14 protein-coding genes are annotated in these 19,765 nt (G+C 72.1%); 8 read left to right on the top strand and 6 right to left on the bottom strand.

Annotation, left to right across the window (positions count from 1 at the left end; translation table 11 throughout):
* Nucleotides 1–176: 176 nt before the first annotated feature.
* Nucleotides 177–4,736 (bottom strand): FtsK/SpoIIIE domain-containing protein, encoded by a 4,560-nt coding sequence (locus tag ACFYYR_RS16990; RefSeq protein WP_388853150.1) that lies wholly within the window; start codon nt 4,734–4,736, stop codon nt 177–179.
* Nucleotides 4,737–5,011: 275 nt separating this feature from the next.
* On the opposite strand from ACFYYR_RS16990, the gene ACFYYR_RS16985 reads away from it, so the two are divergent.
* The 7 genes from ACFYYR_RS16985 to ACFYYR_RS16955 all read left to right on the top strand — a co-directional run bounded on the left by ACFYYR_RS16985 (nt 5,012) and on the right by ACFYYR_RS16955 (nt 10,340).
* A complete protein-coding gene (locus tag ACFYYR_RS16985; RefSeq protein WP_388853147.1) occupies nt 5,012–5,314 on the top strand; it encodes a WXG100 family type VII secretion target in 303 nt (100 codons plus the stop codon).
* 189 nt (nt 5,315–5,503) lie between these two features.
* The gene (locus ACFYYR_RS16980; protein ID WP_388853144.1) at nt 5,504–5,830 is read left to right on the top strand and encodes a hypothetical protein; all 327 of its coding nucleotides are present in this window, start codon (nt 5,504–5,506) and stop codon (nt 5,828–5,830) included.
* A 790-nt stretch (nt 5,831–6,620) separates the two neighbouring features.
* The gene (locus ACFYYR_RS16975; protein ID WP_388853141.1) at nt 6,621–7,994 is read left to right on the top strand and encodes a hypothetical protein; all 1,374 of its coding nucleotides are present in this window, start codon (nt 6,621–6,623) and stop codon (nt 7,992–7,994) included.
* Nucleotides 7,995–8,073: 79 nt separating this feature from the next.
* On the top strand, nt 8,074–8,247 hold the full coding sequence (locus tag ACFYYR_RS16970; RefSeq protein ID WP_388853138.1) for a hypothetical protein: 174 nt from the start codon (nt 8,074–8,076) through the stop codon (nt 8,245–8,247).
* 10 nt (nt 8,248–8,257) lie between these two features.
* Nucleotides 8,258–8,407 carry a hypothetical protein gene (locus ACFYYR_RS16965; RefSeq protein ID WP_388853135.1) on the top strand — a complete coding sequence of 50 codons (150 nt, stop codon included), beginning with the start codon at nt 8,258–8,260 and terminating at the stop codon, nt 8,405–8,407.
* 546 nt (nt 8,408–8,953) lie between these two features.
* Nucleotides 8,954–9,352 (top strand): hypothetical protein, encoded by a 399-nt coding sequence (locus tag ACFYYR_RS16960; RefSeq protein ID WP_388853132.1) that lies wholly within the window; start codon nt 8,954–8,956, stop codon nt 9,350–9,352.
* 361 nt (nt 9,353–9,713) lie between these two features.
* Entirely contained in the window at nt 9,714–10,340 is a 627-nt protein-coding gene (locus ACFYYR_RS16955) for an NADAR family protein (RefSeq protein WP_388853129.1), read from the top strand.
* A 54-nt stretch (nt 10,341–10,394) separates the two neighbouring features.
* Here ACFYYR_RS16955 and ACFYYR_RS16950 read toward each other — a convergent pair whose 3' ends face one another.
* The 3 genes from ACFYYR_RS16950 to ACFYYR_RS16940 form a co-directional block, all read right to left on the bottom strand.
* Nucleotides 10,395–12,542 (bottom strand): ABC1 kinase family protein, encoded by a 2,148-nt coding sequence (locus tag ACFYYR_RS16950; RefSeq protein WP_388853127.1) that lies wholly within the window; start codon nt 12,540–12,542, stop codon nt 10,395–10,397.
* Nucleotides 12,543–13,240: 698 nt separating this feature from the next.
* A complete protein-coding gene (locus ACFYYR_RS16945) occupies nt 13,241–14,104 on the bottom strand; it encodes an alpha/beta fold hydrolase (RefSeq protein ID WP_388853560.1) in 864 nt (287 codons plus the stop codon).
* Nucleotides 14,105–15,068: 964 nt separating this feature from the next.
* A complete protein-coding gene (locus tag ACFYYR_RS16940) occupies nt 15,069–15,761 on the bottom strand; it encodes an iron dependent repressor, metal binding and dimerization domain protein (protein WP_388853124.1) in 693 nt (230 codons plus the stop codon).
* 175 nt (nt 15,762–15,936) lie between these two features.
* Between ACFYYR_RS16940 and ACFYYR_RS16935 the strand changes: the two genes are divergently transcribed.
* Nucleotides 15,937–16,713: an SIS domain-containing protein gene (locus ACFYYR_RS16935; protein WP_388853121.1), complete on the top strand. Its 777-nt coding sequence runs from the start codon at nt 15,937–15,939 to the stop codon at nt 16,711–16,713.
* A gap of 119 nt (nt 16,714–16,832) precedes the next feature.
* Here ACFYYR_RS16935 and ACFYYR_RS16930 read toward each other — a convergent pair whose 3' ends face one another.
* Together ACFYYR_RS16930 and pdxH are read right to left on the bottom strand one after the other, a co-directional pair.
* The gene (locus tag ACFYYR_RS16930; RefSeq protein ID WP_388853118.1) at nt 16,833–18,401 is read right to left on the bottom strand and encodes a PAS domain-containing protein; all 1,569 of its coding nucleotides are present in this window, start codon (nt 18,399–18,401) and stop codon (nt 16,833–16,835) included.
* Nucleotides 18,402–18,937: 536 nt separating this feature from the next.
* A complete protein-coding gene (gene pdxH, locus ACFYYR_RS16925; protein WP_388853557.1) occupies nt 18,938–19,564 on the bottom strand; it encodes a pyridoxamine 5'-phosphate oxidase in 627 nt (208 codons plus the stop codon).
* Nucleotides 19,565–19,765 lie beyond the last annotated feature (201 nt).

Below are 19,765 nucleotides of genomic sequence, written 5' to 3'. Positions count from 1 at the left end.
GAGCCCCACGGGCCAGGGAGACCGGAACGGCCCGCAGGACCCCCTCGGGCTCCGTCCGCCAGTCGACGCATTCACTGCTAAGAGTGCACGTCACGCTGTCCACCGAGCCCGTACCCCGCTGCAGAAGCCCCGGCACGGCCTGTGAGGACCTCAGCCCCCACAGGCCGCCACCACCCCTACAACGGCAACGTCACCGCGAAGAACTCCCCGCTCCCCAGGTGCATCAGCCCCCGGCCCGGGGTGACCGGGTCGCCGACGTTGCTGCGGGTGATGCGGACGCCGATCAGTTCGCCGCTCGAGGAGTCCTGCGGGGAGAGCAGCACACCGCGGCGGCCCTTCTTCATGTCGACCTGCCAGCCGCTGAAGCCGGAGCAGACGTCCTCCTCGTCACCGGCGATGACCAGGGCGAGGCCGCGTTCGTTGCCGCGCTGGACGAGCCGCTTGAGTTCGCCTTCCGCGTCGCAGTCGTCGAGCATCTCGCCGTCGTCGATCAGCACCACCACCGGCTGTTCCGGGGAGGCCGTGCTGATGGCCTCGGTGAAGTCGTCCGTCTCGATGTCGTCGTCGGTGAAGACCTGGAGCACCCCGTCGTGGCCGGCCAGTTCCCGGAGCGGGGACGGCCGCGGTGCCGCCACGACCAGGCGTACGCCGCGGGCCAGGTAGGAGCGCGCCATGTTCATCAGGACCGTGCTGCGGCCGGACTTCGCCGGGCCGGCGATGACGAACGTCGGGGTGCCCTGACCGAGGTCGGGGCCGAAGCCCATGAGTTCGTCGCCGCCGATGCCCACCAGGCTCCACAGGTTCGACCGGGCGGCCTCCTGGTCCCGCAGCCCCCAGGCCTCCTCGAAGGAGATCCGGCTGGGCAGCACGTCGACGCGGAACGGGCGCTGGGCCCGGGGCACGGCCGCGTCGCGCGCGATCGCGGTCTCGCCGATGGCGGTCAGCGCGGCCGCCTGCCCCTGGCCGGTCGCGTCCTCGGACAGCAGGGCGAACTGGGTCTCGGTCGCCGTCTCGTTCCGGAAGGCGCGGCCCGGCGGGAACTCCTCGGGCACCTTCCGGTGGTTGATGCCGAGCATCGAGAAGTCGGATCGGTCGGCGAGGCGCAGACCGTACTTGTCCTCGGTCAGCGAGCTGATCCGGCCGACGAGCAGCTGGCGGTCACCGGTGATGACGACGTGGATGCCGACGCTCGCGCCCTCCCGCATCAGCACCATGAGCTGGTCGGTCAGTTCGCCGTGGTTGAGCTCGCCGAGGGTGGGCAGCCAGCCCTCCCAGCGGTCGAGGAGCACCACGATGTGCGGCAGTCGCTCCTCGGCGGGGGCGCCGGCGCGCTGTTCGCCGATGTCCGCATAGCCGTGTTCGGCGAGGCGCTCCTGGCGGCGGGTGGCCTCGGCCATGAGCCGGTTGACCAGGCGCACCGCCCGCTCGGTCTGGTTGCGGCCGACCACGGCGCCGCAGTGCGGGAGTTTGGTGAGCGCGTTGAGCGCGCCGTTGCCGCAGTCGATGCCGTACAGATGCACATCGGCGGTCGAGTGGGTGCGGGCCAGCGAACCGGCGATGGTGCGCAGCACCTGGGAGCGGCCGGTCCGGGGCGCTCCCGCGAGCAGCAGGTGGCCGAAGGTGGCGAAGTCCACCGCGACGGGGCGCCGCGCCTGGTCCGCGGGCAGGTCCTCCATGCCGTAGGGGGCGGGCGGCAGGGCGCCGGCCCCCTGCACCGCGGGGATGTCGTCGAGCAGCAGCGTCTCGTCGAGGGCCGGGAGCCAGGGGCTGTGCTGGGACGGGATGCCCAGCTGTTCGTTGGCTTCGCGGACGGCGTCCACGAGCACCTTGAGGTCGGTGATCTCCTCTTCCTCGCGGGCCGCGGACGCGGGCTTCTTCAGCCGGGCCCGCCCGAGCGCCTCCCAGGCCAGCTGCTCGGCCCAGGGCGCGGCGACGGCCGGGTCCGCGGCGCCGGGACGGCGGCCTCCGACCCGTCCGGACTGGAACGGGATGAGCGAGGCCGCACCGGTGCGGACGTAGGCGCGACCGGGGGTGTTCTTGGAGATGTTGCCGGCCTCGGGCGAGTCGATGACATCCGCGGACTCGCCGCCGTCGGTCACCCGCAGGGCGATCCGCAGGTTGGTGTTGGCGCGGATCTCCGGCGACACGACGCCGCTGGGGCGCTGGGTCGCGAGGAGGAGGTGGATGCCGAGCGAACGGCCTCGCTGGGCGATGTTGACCAGGCCGGTGACGAAGTCCGGCAGGTCACGGACCATGGAGGCGAACTCGTCGATGACGATGAGGAGCCGCGGGACGGGCGCGTGCGAGGGGTCGCGGCGCACCAGGTCCTGGTAGTCCTCGATGTCCTTGGCGTCGGCCGCGGCGAGGATGTGCTCGCGGCGCTTGAGTTCGGCGCCCAGCGACTCCAGGGCGCGTTCGACCAGGTGGGCATCGAGGTCGGTGACCATGCCGACGGTGTGCGGCAGCTTCACGCAGTCCTTGAACGCCGAGCCGCCCTTGTAGTCGACGAGGACGAACGTCATGTTCTCGGGGGTGTTGGCGACCGCCAGCGCGGCCACGATGGTCTGCAGCAGCTCCGACTTACCGGAACCAGTGGTTCCGGCGATCAGGCCGTGCGGCCCGTCCTTGCGGATGTCGATGCCGAACGGGCCGTCGTACGACTCGCCGATCACGGCCATGGTCGACTGGCCGCCCATCCGCCAGCGCGCGGCCACCGCCGGTCCGGTCGGCGGCTCCATCTCGATGACGTCCAGCAGCCGGCTGGCACCGGGCAGCGCGGAGTCCTCGGTCTCGCCGCTGATGTCGCGCAGCGGGGAGATCATGCGGGCCAGCCGGCCGCACCAGGCAGGGGAGACGAAGTCCGGGCGCACGTCCCGGATACGTGCCTCCCCGGCCTGTTCGACACGCAGCCGCAGCGCCGGGGCGGCGGTCTCGGTCCCGGCGCCCGGGGTGTTCCCGGCCGGCGCGGCGTGCCAGGCCTGGAAGGACGGGAATCCGCCGGCCTGCTCGGCCGCGGCGCCGACGGCGGCCGCTCCGTGGTCGGTGAGGTGGTCCCGGGCCGGCTCCTCGGCGATCACGAACGCCTTGCACTCACCGGGCAGGAAGCGCTCCTCGGCGTCGAGGCAGAGCGCGTACATGGCGACGGCCGGCCCCTCCTGGAGCAGCCGGACCACACCGGGCATGGAACGGAGCCGGCGCGAGCCGTCCCAGACCACCACGATGTCCGGGTCGGAGAACGACGTCCCCTGCGCCCGGCTCTCCTTGGCCGCCTTGATGCGGGCGTCGAGGACCTGGGTCAGCTCACCGATGCGGGCCGCGACGGTCTCCGCGTCGGTGCCGATGAGGAGGTTGGCGTCGGCGGCGCCGGAGGGGCGGGAGTGCGGCAGCCAGCGGGTCCACTCCCAGCTCTGCCGCCCCGACGCCTCGGTGAGCACGTAGAACTGCACGTCCAGCGGGCTGTGCAGGACCGCGGTCTGGGCGACGGCCCAGCGGGCGAGCGCCTGGGGCGAGTCCCCGGGGCCGGCCATGCCGATGACCCCGTACTCGGCGAGCGAGAGCGAGACCGGGGCGTCCTCGATGTGCCAGGTGACCTGGCGCCGGTGCTCGTCCTGCTCGGGGTCGTCGAGGACGACGGCGGACGGCAGCTGTCCGGTACCGACGCGCAGTTGCAGATGGTCCGCGTCGGTGCGCCGGCGCTCCCAGAGCCGGGTGCGGGGGCCGGTGCCCAGGCCGAGGACGGTCGCGGGGTCGGGCGCGCCGTGCCGCCGGTCGAGGCGCTCGGTGACGAGGGCGTCCCGGGCGTCCTTCTCGATGCGTTCCTTGTGCTCCTGGTATTCCTTGACGAGCTTGGCGTGCGACTTCCGCCCGTGCTTCTTGTCCATGAAGTAGTTGGCGAACAGCAGGACCGGGCTGAACACCGCCATGATCAGGTAGTACCAGCGCCCCATGACCATGGCCATGGTGACGGCCATGACCAGCGGGGACAGCGCCATCAGCCAGGGCAGCGGCCGGGCTTCGTTCTCCCGCGGGGGCGAGGGCAGCCGGAAGTGCGTGGTGCGGTCCGGCGGGCGGAGCCGCGGCGGACGGTTGTAGTCCAGGCCCGCTCCGTCGTCGGACCACTTCAGGGCCGCGTCCGGCGGGGTGTAGCGGGTGATCTCCAGCAGCGTGTTGCCGACGGCCAGTTGCCCGCCCAGCGGCCAGTCGTCCCCGTCCAGGGCTTCGCCGTCGAGCGTCGCGCCGTCCTTGTCGGCGTGCACGGCGACCTGGCAGGTGCCGTTCGCCGCCACCGAGAGCGTCACGGCCCGGTCGGCCAGCTCGGGGTCGTCGACCCGGACGTAGGAGGCCGCGCCGCGGCCGATGTCGTACCGGCCGACGCCCAGCCGGTGCACGGCGCCGGCGCCGGGGCCTCCCGCGACCCGCAGCTCGATGAGCCCCACGGGCTCGCCGGGGATGCAGCCGGCCGGGTCACGGAGGCTGACGACGGCGCCGTCGCGCAGCGGCGAGCCGGCGAGGGTCGCCGCGGGGTCCAGCGGATGCCCGTCCACGTACACCGTGGGCGGACCACTCGCCGCGCCGCGCTGGCTCCCGATGGGAATGATCTGTGCGCCGCCGTGCCCACCGACATGACCGGCCAACTCACCTGCCACCGAGTGGATCGGGGACTCGGGCTCGGCATCGAGTACGACGTCGGCACTGGCGCCACCGAGCGGGTCGACGACGGTCAGAGTCAGGCGCACAGTCATCCTCCAGGTGGGGGGACCGGGGCCTCCCCCACAAACGCAGGCCTCGGAACACAGCGACAATATCTGCCTCGTCCGGCCCCGCCGAAGACGGACCGAAGACGGGCTGAGCGTTTGTCACGCTTCGCCCCGGAGCGCGAATCGGGGCCCGGGAACCGCGGCTGCGCTGATTGCGACTTCCCCCTAAGCTGCAACATCAGCGGATCTTCACACCGTCCGCTGGACAGGAGCCACGGGGGTCGGCCCTGGGGCATGACATAAGGGGTTGAACGATGTCCAAGGACGTTGACGTCACATATGACGAGATGCGGCGTGCCGGTAAGCACCTCAAGACCGAGCGCACCAAGATCGACGACAAGCTCGACAAGCTCAAGGACTACGTCGACGGTCTCGTCAGCAACGGCTACGTGACCAAGCGGTCCTCGAAGGAGTTCCAGACCTCCTTCGAAGAGTTCAAGAAGGGCGCCTCGCAGGCAATCGAGGGCCTCGAGGGCATGGCCAAGTTCCTCGAGACCGCTGCCGACAAGTTCGAGCAGCTCGACGAGGACCTCGCCAAGGGCGTCAAGGGCGGCTGACCGCCTCCCGGCGCTTTTTCTCGCATGCGTCTTCTCGCACCTGGCTCCGCGACTCGCTATTCTTCGCGTTCGCGGCGCCGGGTGCGCGGCGCGCCATTCCCTCCGCGGTCGGGGAGACCACTGGGGGGCGGGTCCTGGCCGACAGGACTTGCTGCACCCACCGCTTTCCGACTCGAGGGGGGGAGTGTCATGGGGAAAGACATCGTCTCGGACACCGAGCGCATCAAGGAGTTCGGCTCCGCGTTGAGCAGGATCCACAAAGAGTTCACCAAAGCGGCTAATCCGGCCGACGGTTACGGTGTGAAGGATCTGGGCTCACAGTCCGTCATCGACAAGTTCGGGGAATTCAGCTCGAACTGGAAGATTCACCGCGAGCGACTCACGGACGAGCTGGAGAAGCTCGCCAAGATCGCCACCGAGGCGGGGAAGTCGTATCAGGAGATCGACTCGTCTCTGGCGGACGCCCTGCGCGGCGAGGACGCCAAGCACAAGAAGTCCGGGACGGGCAAGAGATGACCGCGCGCCCTCCCGTTCACGAATGGGAAGTACTCGGCGAGTCCTCCGACCCGGTACCGGGCGCCCCCTACACCGTCGCGGCGCTGGGGAAGAAGCTGCGCGCCACCGCGGACTCCCTCAAGCGCCAGGCCGACGAGATCAAGGCGGTCGGCTCCGTCGAGGCCTGGAAGAGCAAGGCCGCGGAGCGATGGCCGGTGCAAAGGCCGCGGCATCGGGACCAAGTCCCTGGCTCGTTCATCCATTGTCCGGACCGAGACGGCAGACATCAGCCGCAGTGGTCTGAAGAGGGGTTCGAAGGCATGGCACAAGGCCAAGCAGGAGGCCTTCCGAGCCGGTAACCGCGGCAGCAGTGGCGCCCTGCGCGGTAAGGCCGCCGCCGAGGCGATGGAAAACACCCCGAAGGGGTGGTACCCCGGCAAGTCGGCTATTCGTGAAGCGATGAACCCCAAGGCTATCTTCAAGGAGGGCGTGGAGAGCTTCAAGGACCTGAAGGCCCTCAAGGACGCATCGCAGCTCACTCGGTCTGCAACTCGCTCTGAGGCGTGGAGCGGCGCAAGGTTCAACGTGAAGGATTCCGGCCTGAGTTCCCTCAAAGCGGAGATCGACGGAATCGACAGCGCAGCGCGCAATGACGATCTCGTCAAGGAAGGCCTCAAGGGATTTCAGTCCCAGACACGTATCTGGGCCGGATCCACGGGCTTCGCCACGGCCCTCGACGGCGCGGACAAGGCCGGGGCCGGGGACGCGCTCGGGCTGAAAGACGCCACCACGACAGGGAATGGATGGAGTCATGAGCGGAACACTCGTTCCCCACCTGGCGTCCCAGGTACCGGAGCCTGCGCTGCGCCCATGCGCACAGCGCACCCCCAACCTCAATGTCGTACGGAACTCCCGGATCTACTGGGACGACGGAGCACTGGCGTTCCGGCAGCCCGACGGCAGCGTTACGCGCTATCCGACCGGAAAGGGAGGCATTGCGCGCGCTGTCCACGTCAATCTCTTCGGCGCTGAAGCCATGAAGCGCATGCCTCCTGCGGGGCAGTGGGGAGTGCTGGAGTTCCAGAACGATGAGGGGCGGCGCATTCTTCGGGTCCCGCTGGTGGAATGGCTCCCGGAAGCCCCGTCTCCGGGGTCCCGTCCGAACGAGGGTGCAGCTCTTCTGGAACTGACGGGCATGACCGCGCTCCTGAAAAAGGCGAGAATTCCCCTCGAGACGGTGACACGTCTCGATGATCCCTTGCTCAGCAACTCGACGCGAGGGCCCGGCACAGACCCGTACTTCGGCCGCCTGCTCCCGGTCTGGCACTCCGTTCTCCGCGGCACGACGGTGTTCAGTTGGCTGGCGTTCCTCCTCTGCGCGGTCGCCTGGAAGGACAGCGCGCCGTGGTTGAACGTGGTTGCGGCAACCGCATTCGTCATCTCTCCGATCTCCGACGTGGCCTTGCGGCTGGCCGCACGGCGGGGCGAGCGGGAAGGGCTGCCCGCCGCCGAAACGGTCCTCACTCCGTCCCCGGCCCCTGGAGCCGGCGCCACACGGCGCTTCTGCGCGACCGCTGCGATCCGAGTCCAACCATCCGACATCGTCCTCGTCGATTCATTGGGGCGTGAGCGCTGGCTGCCCCGGAAGGGCCCGCAGGCTCCGAAGCGGCTGGTGCGGATCCGTGCCGTGCACGGCGGGCCCCCGGTGGGTGTCGAAATGCGGACCCGGGACGGGAGGCTGCGCGCAGCTCTGCCATGGCCGTCCTGGTTCGGAGGGCCCGATGGCGAAGCCCGATGGACTGAGCTCGGTACGGCTGCGGACCTGGTTGTCGAAGACCGTGTCGTTGAGGCAACCGAGGGCGCTGACGGCTGGCCGTCGGTCCGGTCCCTCGCACGAGCAGACGTCGACTCCCTGGGACCGCTCGATGGGAAGACGGCCCGGAGTGAATCGGACTTCGTGCGCGCCGTCCTCGGTGACGCGAGCTCGCTTCCGCTCTCGCTGTTCGGCTTGCTGACCGTCCTCTCCGGCCTGCTCTCTGTCGACACCCACCCGGTATCCGGCGCCCTCACCATGGTTCTCGCAACAGCAGGGCTGTGCTGCTATTCGGGTCCGGGCCTGGCCCACCAGTGGAACAGCCGTCTCCGGCTCGACCGTCCGGCCCCCGGTCAGGAAGCGACGTCATGAGCGACACCGACACCGACAGACGTACGGACACGGGTGCCGCCGCACCGCCCAGCGACTACCGGCTGCTGCACTCCTGGAGGTGGACTTCATCCACCCCGACGACACCGTCGCCCGCACCACCCTCGACTGGATCGCCGAGCGCTTCAGCACCGACGACTTCGGCGCCCCGGACATCACCCACGCCCATGTGCCCCTGGGGGAAGCGGTCCGGCCGACAGAACTTCGCCGCCGGCGACAGCGGACCGGACAGTGAGCGGGTGCTCATGGAGACCATCACCTACGGTGTAGTGCCTCCGGGGAGCGACAGCGCGGTGATCATGCTCGTCTCCTGGACCTACCCCGGGGTGAGCGACATCGTGGAACGGATGGCCGACGACATCGTCGGCACCCTGACCGTCGAGTCCGAGGCCTGAGGACACGCCTTCAGCGATCCCCGAGGATCACCGGACATCCTGCATCACCGGACATCCGCGGACCCCTGCCGCAGCCGAGCTGCCGGAAAGCCGAGCCTGCCGCAGAGCGGACCGCCGCCGTAAAGCAGTGGACCACCGGCCCCCGAGTGGCCGTCGGTTGCAGTACTAAGGTCTTTCGTTTGGATCAGCCACCGTCCTGTGCCAGTCCGACGACGGCTGGGTCACGAACGAGTACGCGGCAGCGCGCCCGAAATGCCTCTCCTCAACCGGAAATCACCAGCTTCACTCATGAGGAAAAGGCCATAAACCCGACGTCGTCCCCACGGGCCCCCCGTGACTCTCCTTCTCGCATGAGTGGCATGATCATTTCTGCCTGGCACGGCCTGTGGCCGGAGAATCCGCATCGGGCGGCCCTTGAGTCGACCAAGGGGCGTCCGTAATGCCAGGCGGGATCCATCCGAATGCATCCCGTGTGCGAGTGAATTTCCGCCCAGCGGTGCACCGCACCACCAAGTCCGCATTTCTCCTCACGCAAGGAGCAATCCTGTGAAGCTTCGAATCGGCCGCATGCTCGTCGGCGCGACCGCGCTGGCCTCCGCCGCCCTCGCGATGACCGCGGGCGGCGCCTCCGCGGCCGGCTGGGACCACAGCTTCGGCCCCAACATTTCCGGCTCGTCCGGCGTGCGCGTGTACGTTCAGGAGCGCGGCGACATCGTCAAACTGTGCGACACCAAGAAGGACGGCTATTCCGCCGAGCTTGAGGTCGGCGAGGACGGCTACAGCGGCTCCTCGTACGGCATGTCGGTCACGACGGGCGCCGGCACGTGCAAGACGCATCGCGCCGCGGACGGCGCGAAGTACAACCTGGACGAGAACAACGGCGTCTCCTTCGGATTCTGGGCCAAGGGCCCCAACAGCAGCGCTTACTGGGAGAACGACCGCTGATCGGTCATCCCCAACGATCGCGGCGGCAGGGAGACGGCGAGCAAGCCGTCCCCGCCGCCGTCGTCGTGTTCGGTGCTACGCGAAGGGTTCCCTTGAGCGTCCCGGAGATCCGCAGGTTGATCGGGCACGTCGTCATCACGCCCCACCACCACACCAACGAACACCATCTGCACTGGTCACACTTCCGCAGACGCAGCCAAGCCCGCGCCCGCCGCTCCCACTGCAAATGCCGCGGCCACAATCCCCAGATGCGGTTGCAGTATTAATGATCGACGGACAGCGGACGACGGACAGCGGCGCGCCGTCAGTGATGCGCGTCGGCCCGGTGGGGGACGGCGTTCCCAGGGAGGCAGGCAATTTCATGGCGGGCAGACCCCGTTCGGTGGCCGAGGTGGTGGAGGCCGCCCGGCTCGGTCCTCGGCTGAAGTACGTGTGCTTCTGGGGGCACCACCCCCGGCGCGACGGGACCGTCGGCTCAAGTTGTCTCAGCCAGTGGTGGCATGCGCCGTTCACGGTGGACGGCGTGCGCTACCCCACCGCCGAGCACTGGATGATGGCGGGCAAGGCGCGGCTGTTCGGTGACGACGAGGCCCTGGAACGCGTCCTGCTGGCCGGCCATCCCCACGAGGCCAAGACGGTCGGGCGCTCGGTGCGCGGCTTCGACGAGGAGCACTGGCGGGAGCACCGGTACGAACTGGTCGTGCGGGGCAGCGTCGCCAAGTTCGCGCACCGTCCGGACCTGCGGGCCTTTCTCCTCGGGACGCAGCACCGCATCCTGGTCGAGGCCAGCCCGGTCGACCCGGTGTGGGGCATCGGACTGGCGGCCGACGACGAGCGAGCGCAGGACCCCGCCCGGTGGCGTGGCCTGAACCTGCTCGGCTTCGCGCTGATGGACGCCCGTGACGCGCTGGCCGCGGATGGGGACGCGGACGGGGCGGCAGAAGGGGCCGCGGACGGCGCCGCGGAGAGGGCCGCGGAAGGGGCCTGAGGGGTTGCCCGGTGACCCGCCCCGGGCCCGGGGCCCCCGCCGCCCACCGGCCCGCTACGGCGCCCGGCGCATCGCCGCGTAGAGCACGCGCAGCGTGAGGACCGCGCTCACCGCGAGCAGGTTGTAGCCGAGCAGCGGGTAGAGCTCCAAGTGCTTGGTGACGCGCGGCCCTTCGCCCGTGCCCAGGACCAGCATCAGCACGGCCATCAGGCCGGTGCCCGCCGCGAGCAGGGTGACCAGGAGCTGGTGGACCAGGCCGGAGACGAAGCGCCGGTCGCGTTCGTCGGCCAGCAGCCGTACCCGCGCGGAGAGCCGGCCCTGTTCCAGCGAGGCGCTGACGCGTTCCGCGCGGCGCGGCAGCCGGCGGAGCATCGGGAGCAGCGGCAGCAGCTCCTGGGCGACGGTACGGGCCAGGGCCGCGCCGTCCACCGGATCGGCGCCCGCCGGGTCCGCGGAGCCGTGCTCCGAGGAGCCCGCCCAGCGAGCGTAGCTGCGGCCGGCGTACGCCGCGAGACGGCCCGCCGGTCCGACGGACAGCCGGTCGGTGACCAGCGCCGTGGCCACCCGCCGGGCCTCCTCCACCAGCTCGAACCCCGGCGAGAGCCGGCTGAGCGTGCCCTCCAGAGTGGCCAGGGCGCGGAAGACCGCCGCGACCTCCGGCGGCACGGTCAGGCCGAAGCGGGTGAGCAGTTGGAACAGCGCGGTGAACATCTCCGCGTCCGGCCGGCTCGACGGGCCGAGATGGCGGGCCATGAACCGGCCCAGCTCCCGCTCCAGCACCAGGGCGTCGAGGGCGGGCGCGTCGTGGGTGTCCGGGCGCGGGCCGAGGAGTTCCAGCAGCGCGTCGCACATACCGGCCGGGTCGCCCCGGTCGACGGCCAGCAGCAGGTACTGGATGGCGTCCCGCACCGTGGCGTCGATCCTGCCCACCGAGCCGAAGTCGAGCAGCCCGATCCGGCCCTTCCCGATGCCGCCGTCGGCGAGCAGCAGCATGTTGCCGGGGTGCGGGTCCGCGTGGAACACGCCGTCGCGCATGATCTGCCGCAGCATGGCGGCCAGCACGGTACGGGCGAGCGCGTCCCGGTCCAGGCCGCGGGCGTCGGCGTCCGCGCCGGCCCGGTCCAGCGTCACCCCGTCCAGCCACTCCTGCACCATGACCCGCGCCGTGGACAGCTCGTGGTGCACCGCCGGTACCCGGACGGGGGCGTCCGGGGCGCGCCCGTCGCAGGCCGCGGCGACCGCGTCGGCGTTGCGCGCCTCGGTGCGGAAGTCCAGTTCCTCGCGGACGGCGACGGCGAACCCGTCCGCCAGGTCCCGCAGGCCCAGCCCCTGAACGGCGCGGGCCCGGACGTGCAGGCCCTGCGCCATGGCGAGCACGATGTCGAGGTCGCGTTCGACGGACTCGCGGATGCCGGGCCGCTGCACCTTGACCACCACGGTGGAGCCGTCGCGGAGGGTGGCCCGGTGCACCTGGGCGATGGACGCGGCGGCGAGCGGCTCGTGGTCGAAGTCGGCGAAGACCTCGTCCACCGAGGCGCCCAACTCCTCCCGCAGGACGGTCTCCACCTCGCGCCAGGGCGCCGGCGGCACGTCGCTCTGCAGCCGGCTGAGCTCGTCGACGATGTGCGGGGGCAGCAAGTCGCGGCGGGTGGAGAGGACTTGGCCGAGCTTGATGAACGTCCCGCCGCACTCCTCCAGCGCGAGGCGGAGGGAACGGGCCGCCTCCCGGCCCGCCTCGTCGGCGTGGGCGGCACGGTCGACGCTGGCCCGCCCGCGGACGTACCGGCCCAGGCCGTGGCGCATGAAGATGCGGCTGATCTGCGAGTAGCGGCGGGCGCGGGAGAGCCGGCGGCGCACGGCGCGGGCCCACTGCACGGGGCGCGGCCAGCTCCCCGAGGGGACCGCGATCTCGACCACGACCAGAACGGCCATCGCGGCCAGCAGGGAGACGGTGACCGAGACGGTGGAGAGGGCGGCGCGGCTGTCGGTGTCGGCGAGGGAGCGGTTGAACAGCTGGAAGGTGGTCATGCCCACGGCGCAGGCCATGAGCGTGCGCAGGGCGCCGATCCGGATGCCGAGCAGGCGGCGGGCGCCCACGGAGATCCCGGTGAAGAACACGCCGACGGTGACGAGGACCAGCAGCGAGGTGAGGATCCAGTGGGTGGCCTGGTCCAGGGCGCTGGCGGCCAGTGTCGGCGGCATTGCGGGTCCCTCCCGGCGGGAAGCGGCTTCGGTCGGTGAGGGCGACCGGGCGGGTCGGTGCGGAGTATGCGGCGCGGGCCGGTGCGGCCGTGGGCGCCCACGGGGTTACGGCGTGTGCCGGCCGACGCCCGCCCCCTCGCGCCGCCCGAGTGTCACGGAGCCTATGGCATCACACGGCCCGGCCAGCGAACCAGGCTGGCTGCGCGGCGATCGCCGGCAGGGGCTGGGGGGCGGTCACCGGCAGGGGCTGGGGGCGATCGCCGGTACGGCCCGGGGCCGGTGACGAGGAGGACGGCGGTGGCGACCCGGCCGACCACGGATGAGCCTCCAGCGGACGGGACCGGGCCGGACGAGGCCCACGGGACGGGCCTGGGCGGACGGGGGGGACGAGCGGACAGGACGGGCGGACGGAGACTGCGCGACCGGCACCACCCGGCCACGGACCGTAGGGGAAAGGGCACAGGAACCACGCGGCTGCGGCACCGCCCGCAGTCCGCGGGCCCTTGTCCGCGGAGTGAGATGTCCGGAACTCGCGCGTCCACGACACCGCGGAGAGCAGCGTCCGGCACCTGCCCGATGACGGTGACCACGCCGGGTGACCGTCCGGGGTCCGGGGTCCGGGGTCCGGGGTCCGGGGTCCGGGGTCCGGGGTCCGGGGTCCGGCGGCGAGGCTGTGGTCCGGCTGACCGGCTCCACCACTAGGCCGGGAGTGCCGCCTCCAGGAATGGCTCGATCGCGGCGCGCCAGTCGTCGGGCCGGTCGTAGTGGACCAGGTGACCGGCGTCCGGGACCTCCGCGTACTCCCCGCGGGGCAGCACGCGGACCATCTCCTGGGCCTCCGCGCGCCCCAGCTCGCCGTCGACCCCGCGCACGACCAGCGCGGGGCACTGGACGAGGGCCAGCTCCTCCCAGTGGGCGTCGTACACCCAGGTCTCACGGGACATCAGCATCTGCCGCCGGGAGAACACCGGGCGCCAGCCGTCGGCCCGCTCGGCCATCACCTCGGCGTAGAACTCGCCGCGGGACGGGCGCGGCCGCTCCAGCGTGGGGTCGTCCTCGCCGAACCACCGGCGGACGTCGCGGAGCGTCGCGAACGGCAGCGGCCAGGTCCTGAACCACTCCTCCCACTCCCGCTGCGACTGCGCCCCGAGCGCCGAGGCCCGCATGTCACAGACGACGAGCGCCCGCACCAGATCGGGGCGGCGGGCGGCCAGCTGCCAGGCCGTCAGGGCACCCATGGAGTGGCCGATCAGCGTGACGGGGGCGAGGTCCAGTTGCTCGATGGCGGCCGCGGCGTCGGCCACATACGCCTCGCGGGTGTACGGCCCGTCGGCGGGCTTGTCACTGCGCCCGTGTCCTCGCTGGTCGAGACCGATCGCCCGGTACCGGCCGGAGAGCCACCGGGCGGTACCCGCCCAGTGCGCGGCGCGGCCCATCAGGCCGTGCAGTAAAAGGATGCCGGGGGCCTTCGCGTCGTCCCGGCCCCCCTTCGGCGGATCGCCGTACTCCCAGGCGGCGAGCCGCACGCCGTCGGCTCCGGTCACATCGATGCGCCGCACCATGTGTCCTGGCACCCCCAATCCTTCCGGCCGCTCCGCGTCGTCAGCTGCTGAGTCCTCACATACGTACCCGAGTGCGGGGTGGAACACGGCCACATTATCGAACCCCCATTCGATTGGGTGGTTCTGGAACGCAACACCCCACTTTTGAGTGACTGCACTCAAGGGTTGGTGCTCCGCGCCGAGGGGAGACAGCTACCGGGAGGCGGACCCTTCGGGGAAGGGGGTCCGCGGGGAACGACCCTGAGAGCTCGGGGCTCCGGGTCACCACGGGGGGACATGGGGAGGCAGGGCCCCGGTTGCACAGCGCACCGGGGCCCTCGCTCCCGAATCTTCCGCCCCCGCTCCGTACGGCCATCGCAGCCCCCTCCCCTGCCTGCCGGCCGCCCCGTCGGACGGCCGTGAAAGCCCCCGTGCCATATGCCTCAGCGACAGCGTCGCACGAGCCGGAGCGGATCGCTGCCATTCCGGAGCCATCTTCCGGGAAACCGGAGAAGTCCGGCCGACCGCACTCCCCGCCGCACGCCCGACATGCCGCCCGTACCAACCGCGCCCGACGGAGCGGCAGTCGGAGCGAGGACGGCCCCACGGCACCCCGCTCTGCCGGACGCCCGGGACAGCGGCACTCACGGTGCGGGGGCGGAACCGACGGACGCGAGGCGCCCCTGTCGGAGGGCAGCCGATGCCGGGCAGGTGGTAACCGGGGCGACTGGCACTGGGTAACGGGTACAGGGCAACGGGTACAGGGCCATGGGCGCAGGACCATTGATGCAGGGCCATTGACGCAGGGCAGCGCCTCGACCAGGACCCAACGCCCCGAACAGGAACCGGGGCAGGACCCGGCTCCACTGCGACGCGGGCCCCCGAACGCGAAAAGCCGCCCGGAGGGCGGCAGTTCGCGGCGTCGCGTCGGAACACGACGCCGATACATGGCCCCGGCACCGACAAGACGATGCCGCGGGCGGCGTCAGCGCTTGGCGACGAAGACGTGCGAGGCGATGTCCGAGTGCAGCTCCGCGGCCTCACCGCTGCTGCCGACCAGGACTCCGCCCGCCGCCTCCGTCACGCTCACCACCGCGCCCGGCTGCACACCGGCCCGGCGGAGCGTGTACATCAGCTGCGCGTCCGTCTGGATGGGCTCGCCGATCCGGCGCACCACCGCGGTGGTGCCGTCCGCCCCGGGGTCGAGGTCCATCAGGCTGACCATGCTCTCGTCGAGGAACGGGTCGGCCTCGGCCTTCTCCCCCAGCTCCTCCAGGCCCGGAATCGGGTTCCCGTACGGCGACTCGGTGGGGTGCCGGAGCAGCTCGAGCACGCGGCGCTCCACCGCCTCGCTCATCACGTGCTCCCAGCGGCAGGCCTCGGCGTGCACCTGCTCCCACTCCAGGCCGATCACGTCGACGAGCAGACACTCGGCGAGCCGGTGCTTGCGCATCACGCGGGTCGCCAGCCGGCGGCCCTCGTCGGTCAGCTCCAGGTGGCGGTCCCCGGCCACGGTGACCAGGCCGTCACGCTCCATGCGCGCCACGGTCTGGCTGACCGTCGGGCCGCTCTGGTCGAGCCGCTCGGCGATCCGGGCGCGCATGGGGACCACGCCTTCTTCTTCCAGCTCCAGAATGGTGCGGAGATACATCTCCGTGGTGTCGATGAGTCCCGACATGCGTGCCCCTCGATCTCTACGTGCGTGGCCCTGACTTCAATTCTGACGCATCCCACCGACAACCGGGGCCCGTCCGCCCCTCGCGGTATTGACAGTCGGCCGCCGCGGGCCCCAACGTGATCCGCGCCACCGGGTACGGACCTGTGGAATTCCTGCGGAAAGGACCTGAGCGGCCATGAACGACAAGGCGGCGGATGCGGGCACGGACCTCGCCGGCCGGTTCCTCGACGCCGCCGCCGACCTGCTGCGACGGGTGCGGTACGAGGAGACCGGGGCCATCGCGGCGGCCGGTTCCGCGATCGCCGGCACCGTCGCCGCCGGCGGGCGGCTCTTCGCCTTCGGCGCCGGGCACTCCTCGCTGCCCGCGCAGGACGTGGTCTACCGGGCGGGCGGGCTCGCCCTGATGAATCTGCTCTCCGTGCCCGGCGTGGTGGGGGTCGACGTCGTTCCGGCCACGCTCGGCAGCGCGCTGGAGCGCGTGGACGGTCTGGCCGCCGCGGTCCTGGACACCAGTCCCGCGCGGGCCGGGGACCTGCTGGTGATCATCTCGTTGTCCGGGCGGAACCCGCTGCCCGTCGAGATGGCGATCAACGCCCGCGCCCTGGGGCTCACCGTGATCGGCGTGACGTCGGTGGCCTACGCGGACGGCACCCGGTCCCGGCACTCCTCCGGTGCCCACCTGCGGGACCACTGCGATCTCGTCCTGGACAGCAAGATCGCGGTCGGGGACGCGGAGCTGACGGCCGAGGGCATCGACGCGCCCTTCGCCCCGGCCTCCACCGTGGTGACGAGCGCGATCCTGCAGGCCGTGATGGCCGCGGCCGCGGGGGAGCTGGCGGCCCGCGGGATCACCCCGCCCCTGCTGCGCTCGGGCAATGTGGACGGCGGGCACGAGTGGAACGGGCAGGTGCTGGCCGAGTACGCGGACCGGATCTTCTTCCGGCACCCGTAGAGCCCGCCGTTCGGACCAGGGCGGGGTCCCTGCCGGTCGGCGCAGGCCGGTCCGGGTCAGCGCAGGGCCGACTCGGATCAGCGCAAGGTCGGCTCGGGTCAGCGCAAGGCCGGTCCGGATCAGGCCCGGCCCCGGCCCCGGCGGTCCAGCTGTTCGGCGAGGTCCAGGGCTCCCCCCACCCGGCAGGCGACGTCCTCCGCGTACGAGGCGTCCGTGCGCTCGAAGGCGTTCCGGCCGCCCGCCCGCAGGAACGTCGCCACGCCCAGCGTCCGGCCGCGGCTGCGCAGCACGACGCAGAGCGCGTGCACCGAGTCCTCCGGCCACTGCCGCGCCGCGGCCCACTGCCGCGCCTGGTCGCCGGCCCCGGCGGCGGGTTCGGCGCTCGCAGCGCCGACCCCGGCCGCCGTCGGTCCGGCCGGTCCACGGTCCGTACCGCTCCCGGCCCCCGCCGCGCCCCGCGGGGACTGCCCGGCGCGGTTCCGCCAGCTGGCCCGGACCGATCCGGCGCGCTCCACCGCCAGCAGCGCGGGGTGGCCCTCGATGTACCGCAGCGGGATGCCGCCGGGCACGACCGGTGAGCAGGGGCCGCCGGAGCCGGCGGGGGTGGCGGCGGCCCGGACGAGGCGGACCGGTTCGCCGTCCGACGCCAGGTCCAGCAGGGCGTGGTCGGCGAACCCCGCGAGGGCGAAGTCCAGGAAGACGGTCGCCGCCTCCAGCGGGTCCTCGCACTCGGCGGCGGTCCGGGCCGCGCGGTGCAGCTGATTGCCGCGGAAGCGCAGCAGCGAGCTCTCCCGTTCGGCCTGCCGGACGTCGGTGACGTCGTGGAAGAACCAGCCGACGCCCAGCGGGACCGGCTCCTCCGCCAGGGGCGACGCCAGCCGCAGGAAGCCGCACCGCCAGCAGCGCCGCTCCTCCGCGCCGCCCGCACCGGCCCGGAGGGTCACCCACACGTCGGCCGGAGCGGGCGGCGCCCCCTCGGCCAGGACGTGCTGGAGGGCGCTCTCCAGCTCCTCGACGCCCTGGGAGAGCAGCTCGCCCAGGGGCCGGCCGAGCAGGGCGGAGCGGTCGGTGCGCAGGGCCCGCGCGGCCTGTTCGTTGGCGACGGCCGGGCGCAGATCGGCGTCGACCAGGACCAGCCCCCAGGCCGCGTCCTCGAAGAGCGCCTCGCTCAGCGCGATGGACCGCTCCAGGTCGATCTGGGCGTGCACCTCGCTGAACGCGCAGTACACCCCGGCGGGGCGGCCGTCGGCGCCGCGGACGCCCGCCGACTGGGTGCGGACGAGCACCCGGCCGCCGGCCTTGGTGACGAGGGCGAACTCGTGGACCTGCCGGCCCTCGGCCGCCATGACGCCGAGCAGCCGCCCCTGGACCTCGTCGGCGTCCGCCTCGCGGACCGCCCAGCCCGCGAGGCCGTGGCGGCCCACGGCCTCCTCCGCGGTCCAGCCGAGGATGCGCTGGGCCTCGCGGTTCCAGTGGGTGACGACCCCGTCCGCGTCGAAGGCGCAGAGGGCGGCGTCCATCCCCTCCAGGAGGGCGGCGAGCAGGTCGGAGTCGTCGCAGTCGGCGGGCGGAGGGAGGTCGTTCCGCGCGGCGGTGTCCTCCTCGCTCGGGGTGTCCGCGGCGTCGTCCGGGCGCTCCGGGCCCGGGCGCGCCGGCCGGGTGGGGCCGGAAGGCCGGGAAGCAGTCACCTGGCACCTCCTGCTGGACGTGGCTGCATGTGCTGCACGCCCGATCATTCAACTGGAACGTGACGCAACCCACAGCGTGTTCCCGGAAATCGGTGCGCACTGCGCGGCGGACGGATCCAGTGACCGCGTGCCGCTCCGGGGACCGGTTCCGTGACCGGCGCGGCACGCGGCGAAGTCGCCGGAGGAGCCTGTGAAAAATGGCTTGTGGGGCTCCCGGGCGGTGCCTAGCGTGTGGGGTACACGAGAAGGGAGGTGGTTCGGCAGATGTATGCAATCCGGACGCGTGAGGTGACTGCGGGCTAGTCAGTCCGTCGTCGCGCTCTGCGCATCGCCGGACGCGCGCACGCCTTCGCGTGTGGCAGCCGGCCTATTCCCAAGCAGTCACCCGACCCGCGAGCTGCCGGTACGTCCGACCGGCCCCCGAGCGCCCCTGGGCGCCGGGGAACAGGCTCGCGGGTCGTCTGCGTTCCGGCCCACGCCGGGCGGCTCGGCGCCCCGGCGCCGCGGGCCGCCCTCCGCTCACCTCCGCCCCGCCGCTACGGGCAGAGGCGGTCCACCTGCCAGCCGGACCCGGTCCGGACGTAGCGCAGCCGGTCGTGGAGCCGGTTCTCCCGGCCCTGCCAGAACTCGACCGTCTCCGGGCGCACCCGGTAGCCGCCCCACTCCGGCGGGACCGGGACCTGCTCCTCGGGCGGGTAGCGGTCCGCCAGCTCCCCGTACAGCCGGTCCAGCTCGGCGCGCGAGGCGACGGTCGAGGACTGCTCGCTCGCCCAGGCGCCCAGCTGGGAGCCGTGCGGCCGGGTCCGGAAGTACGCGGCCGTCTCGTCACGGCCGGTCCGCTCCGCCACCCCGCTGACGATCACCTGCCGGGCGATCGGGTGCCAGGGGAAGAGCAGCGAGACCGACGGGTTGCCGGCCAGCTCGCGGCCCTTGCGGGAGCCGTAGTTCGTGTAGAAGACGAAGCCCCGCTCGTCGTACTGCTTCAGCAGGACGGTGCGCGAGCTGGGCCGGCCGGTCTCGGGGTCGGCGGTGGAGACGATCATGGCGTTGGGTTCGAAGATTCCGCTCGCGGCGGCCTGCTCGAACCACCGGGCGAACTGTTCCATCGGCTCGTCGGCCAGCTCGGCCTCGGCCAGTCCTTCGGCCCGGTAGTGCTCGCGCATGGCGGCCGGGTCGAGGGCACGCCTGGTCGGTGGGACTACCGGTTGCTGCGGATCGATGTCGGGCACCCGCTCATCTTGACGCATGCGCCGTCCGGCCCGATCGGCCACCCGAGTTTGCCCAGCGCACAGCCGTCGTAACCCTGATCCGCCGAACCCGGCACTGTGCCGGATCTCACGCTTCCCCCGCGCCTGCCCGACCCG

Source organism: Streptomyces sp. NPDC001922 (genome assembly GCF_042891165.1).
GTDB lineage: Bacteria > Actinomycetota > Actinomycetes > Streptomycetales > Streptomycetaceae > Streptomyces.
This window is presented reverse-complemented; position numbering and strand designations above follow the sequence as displayed.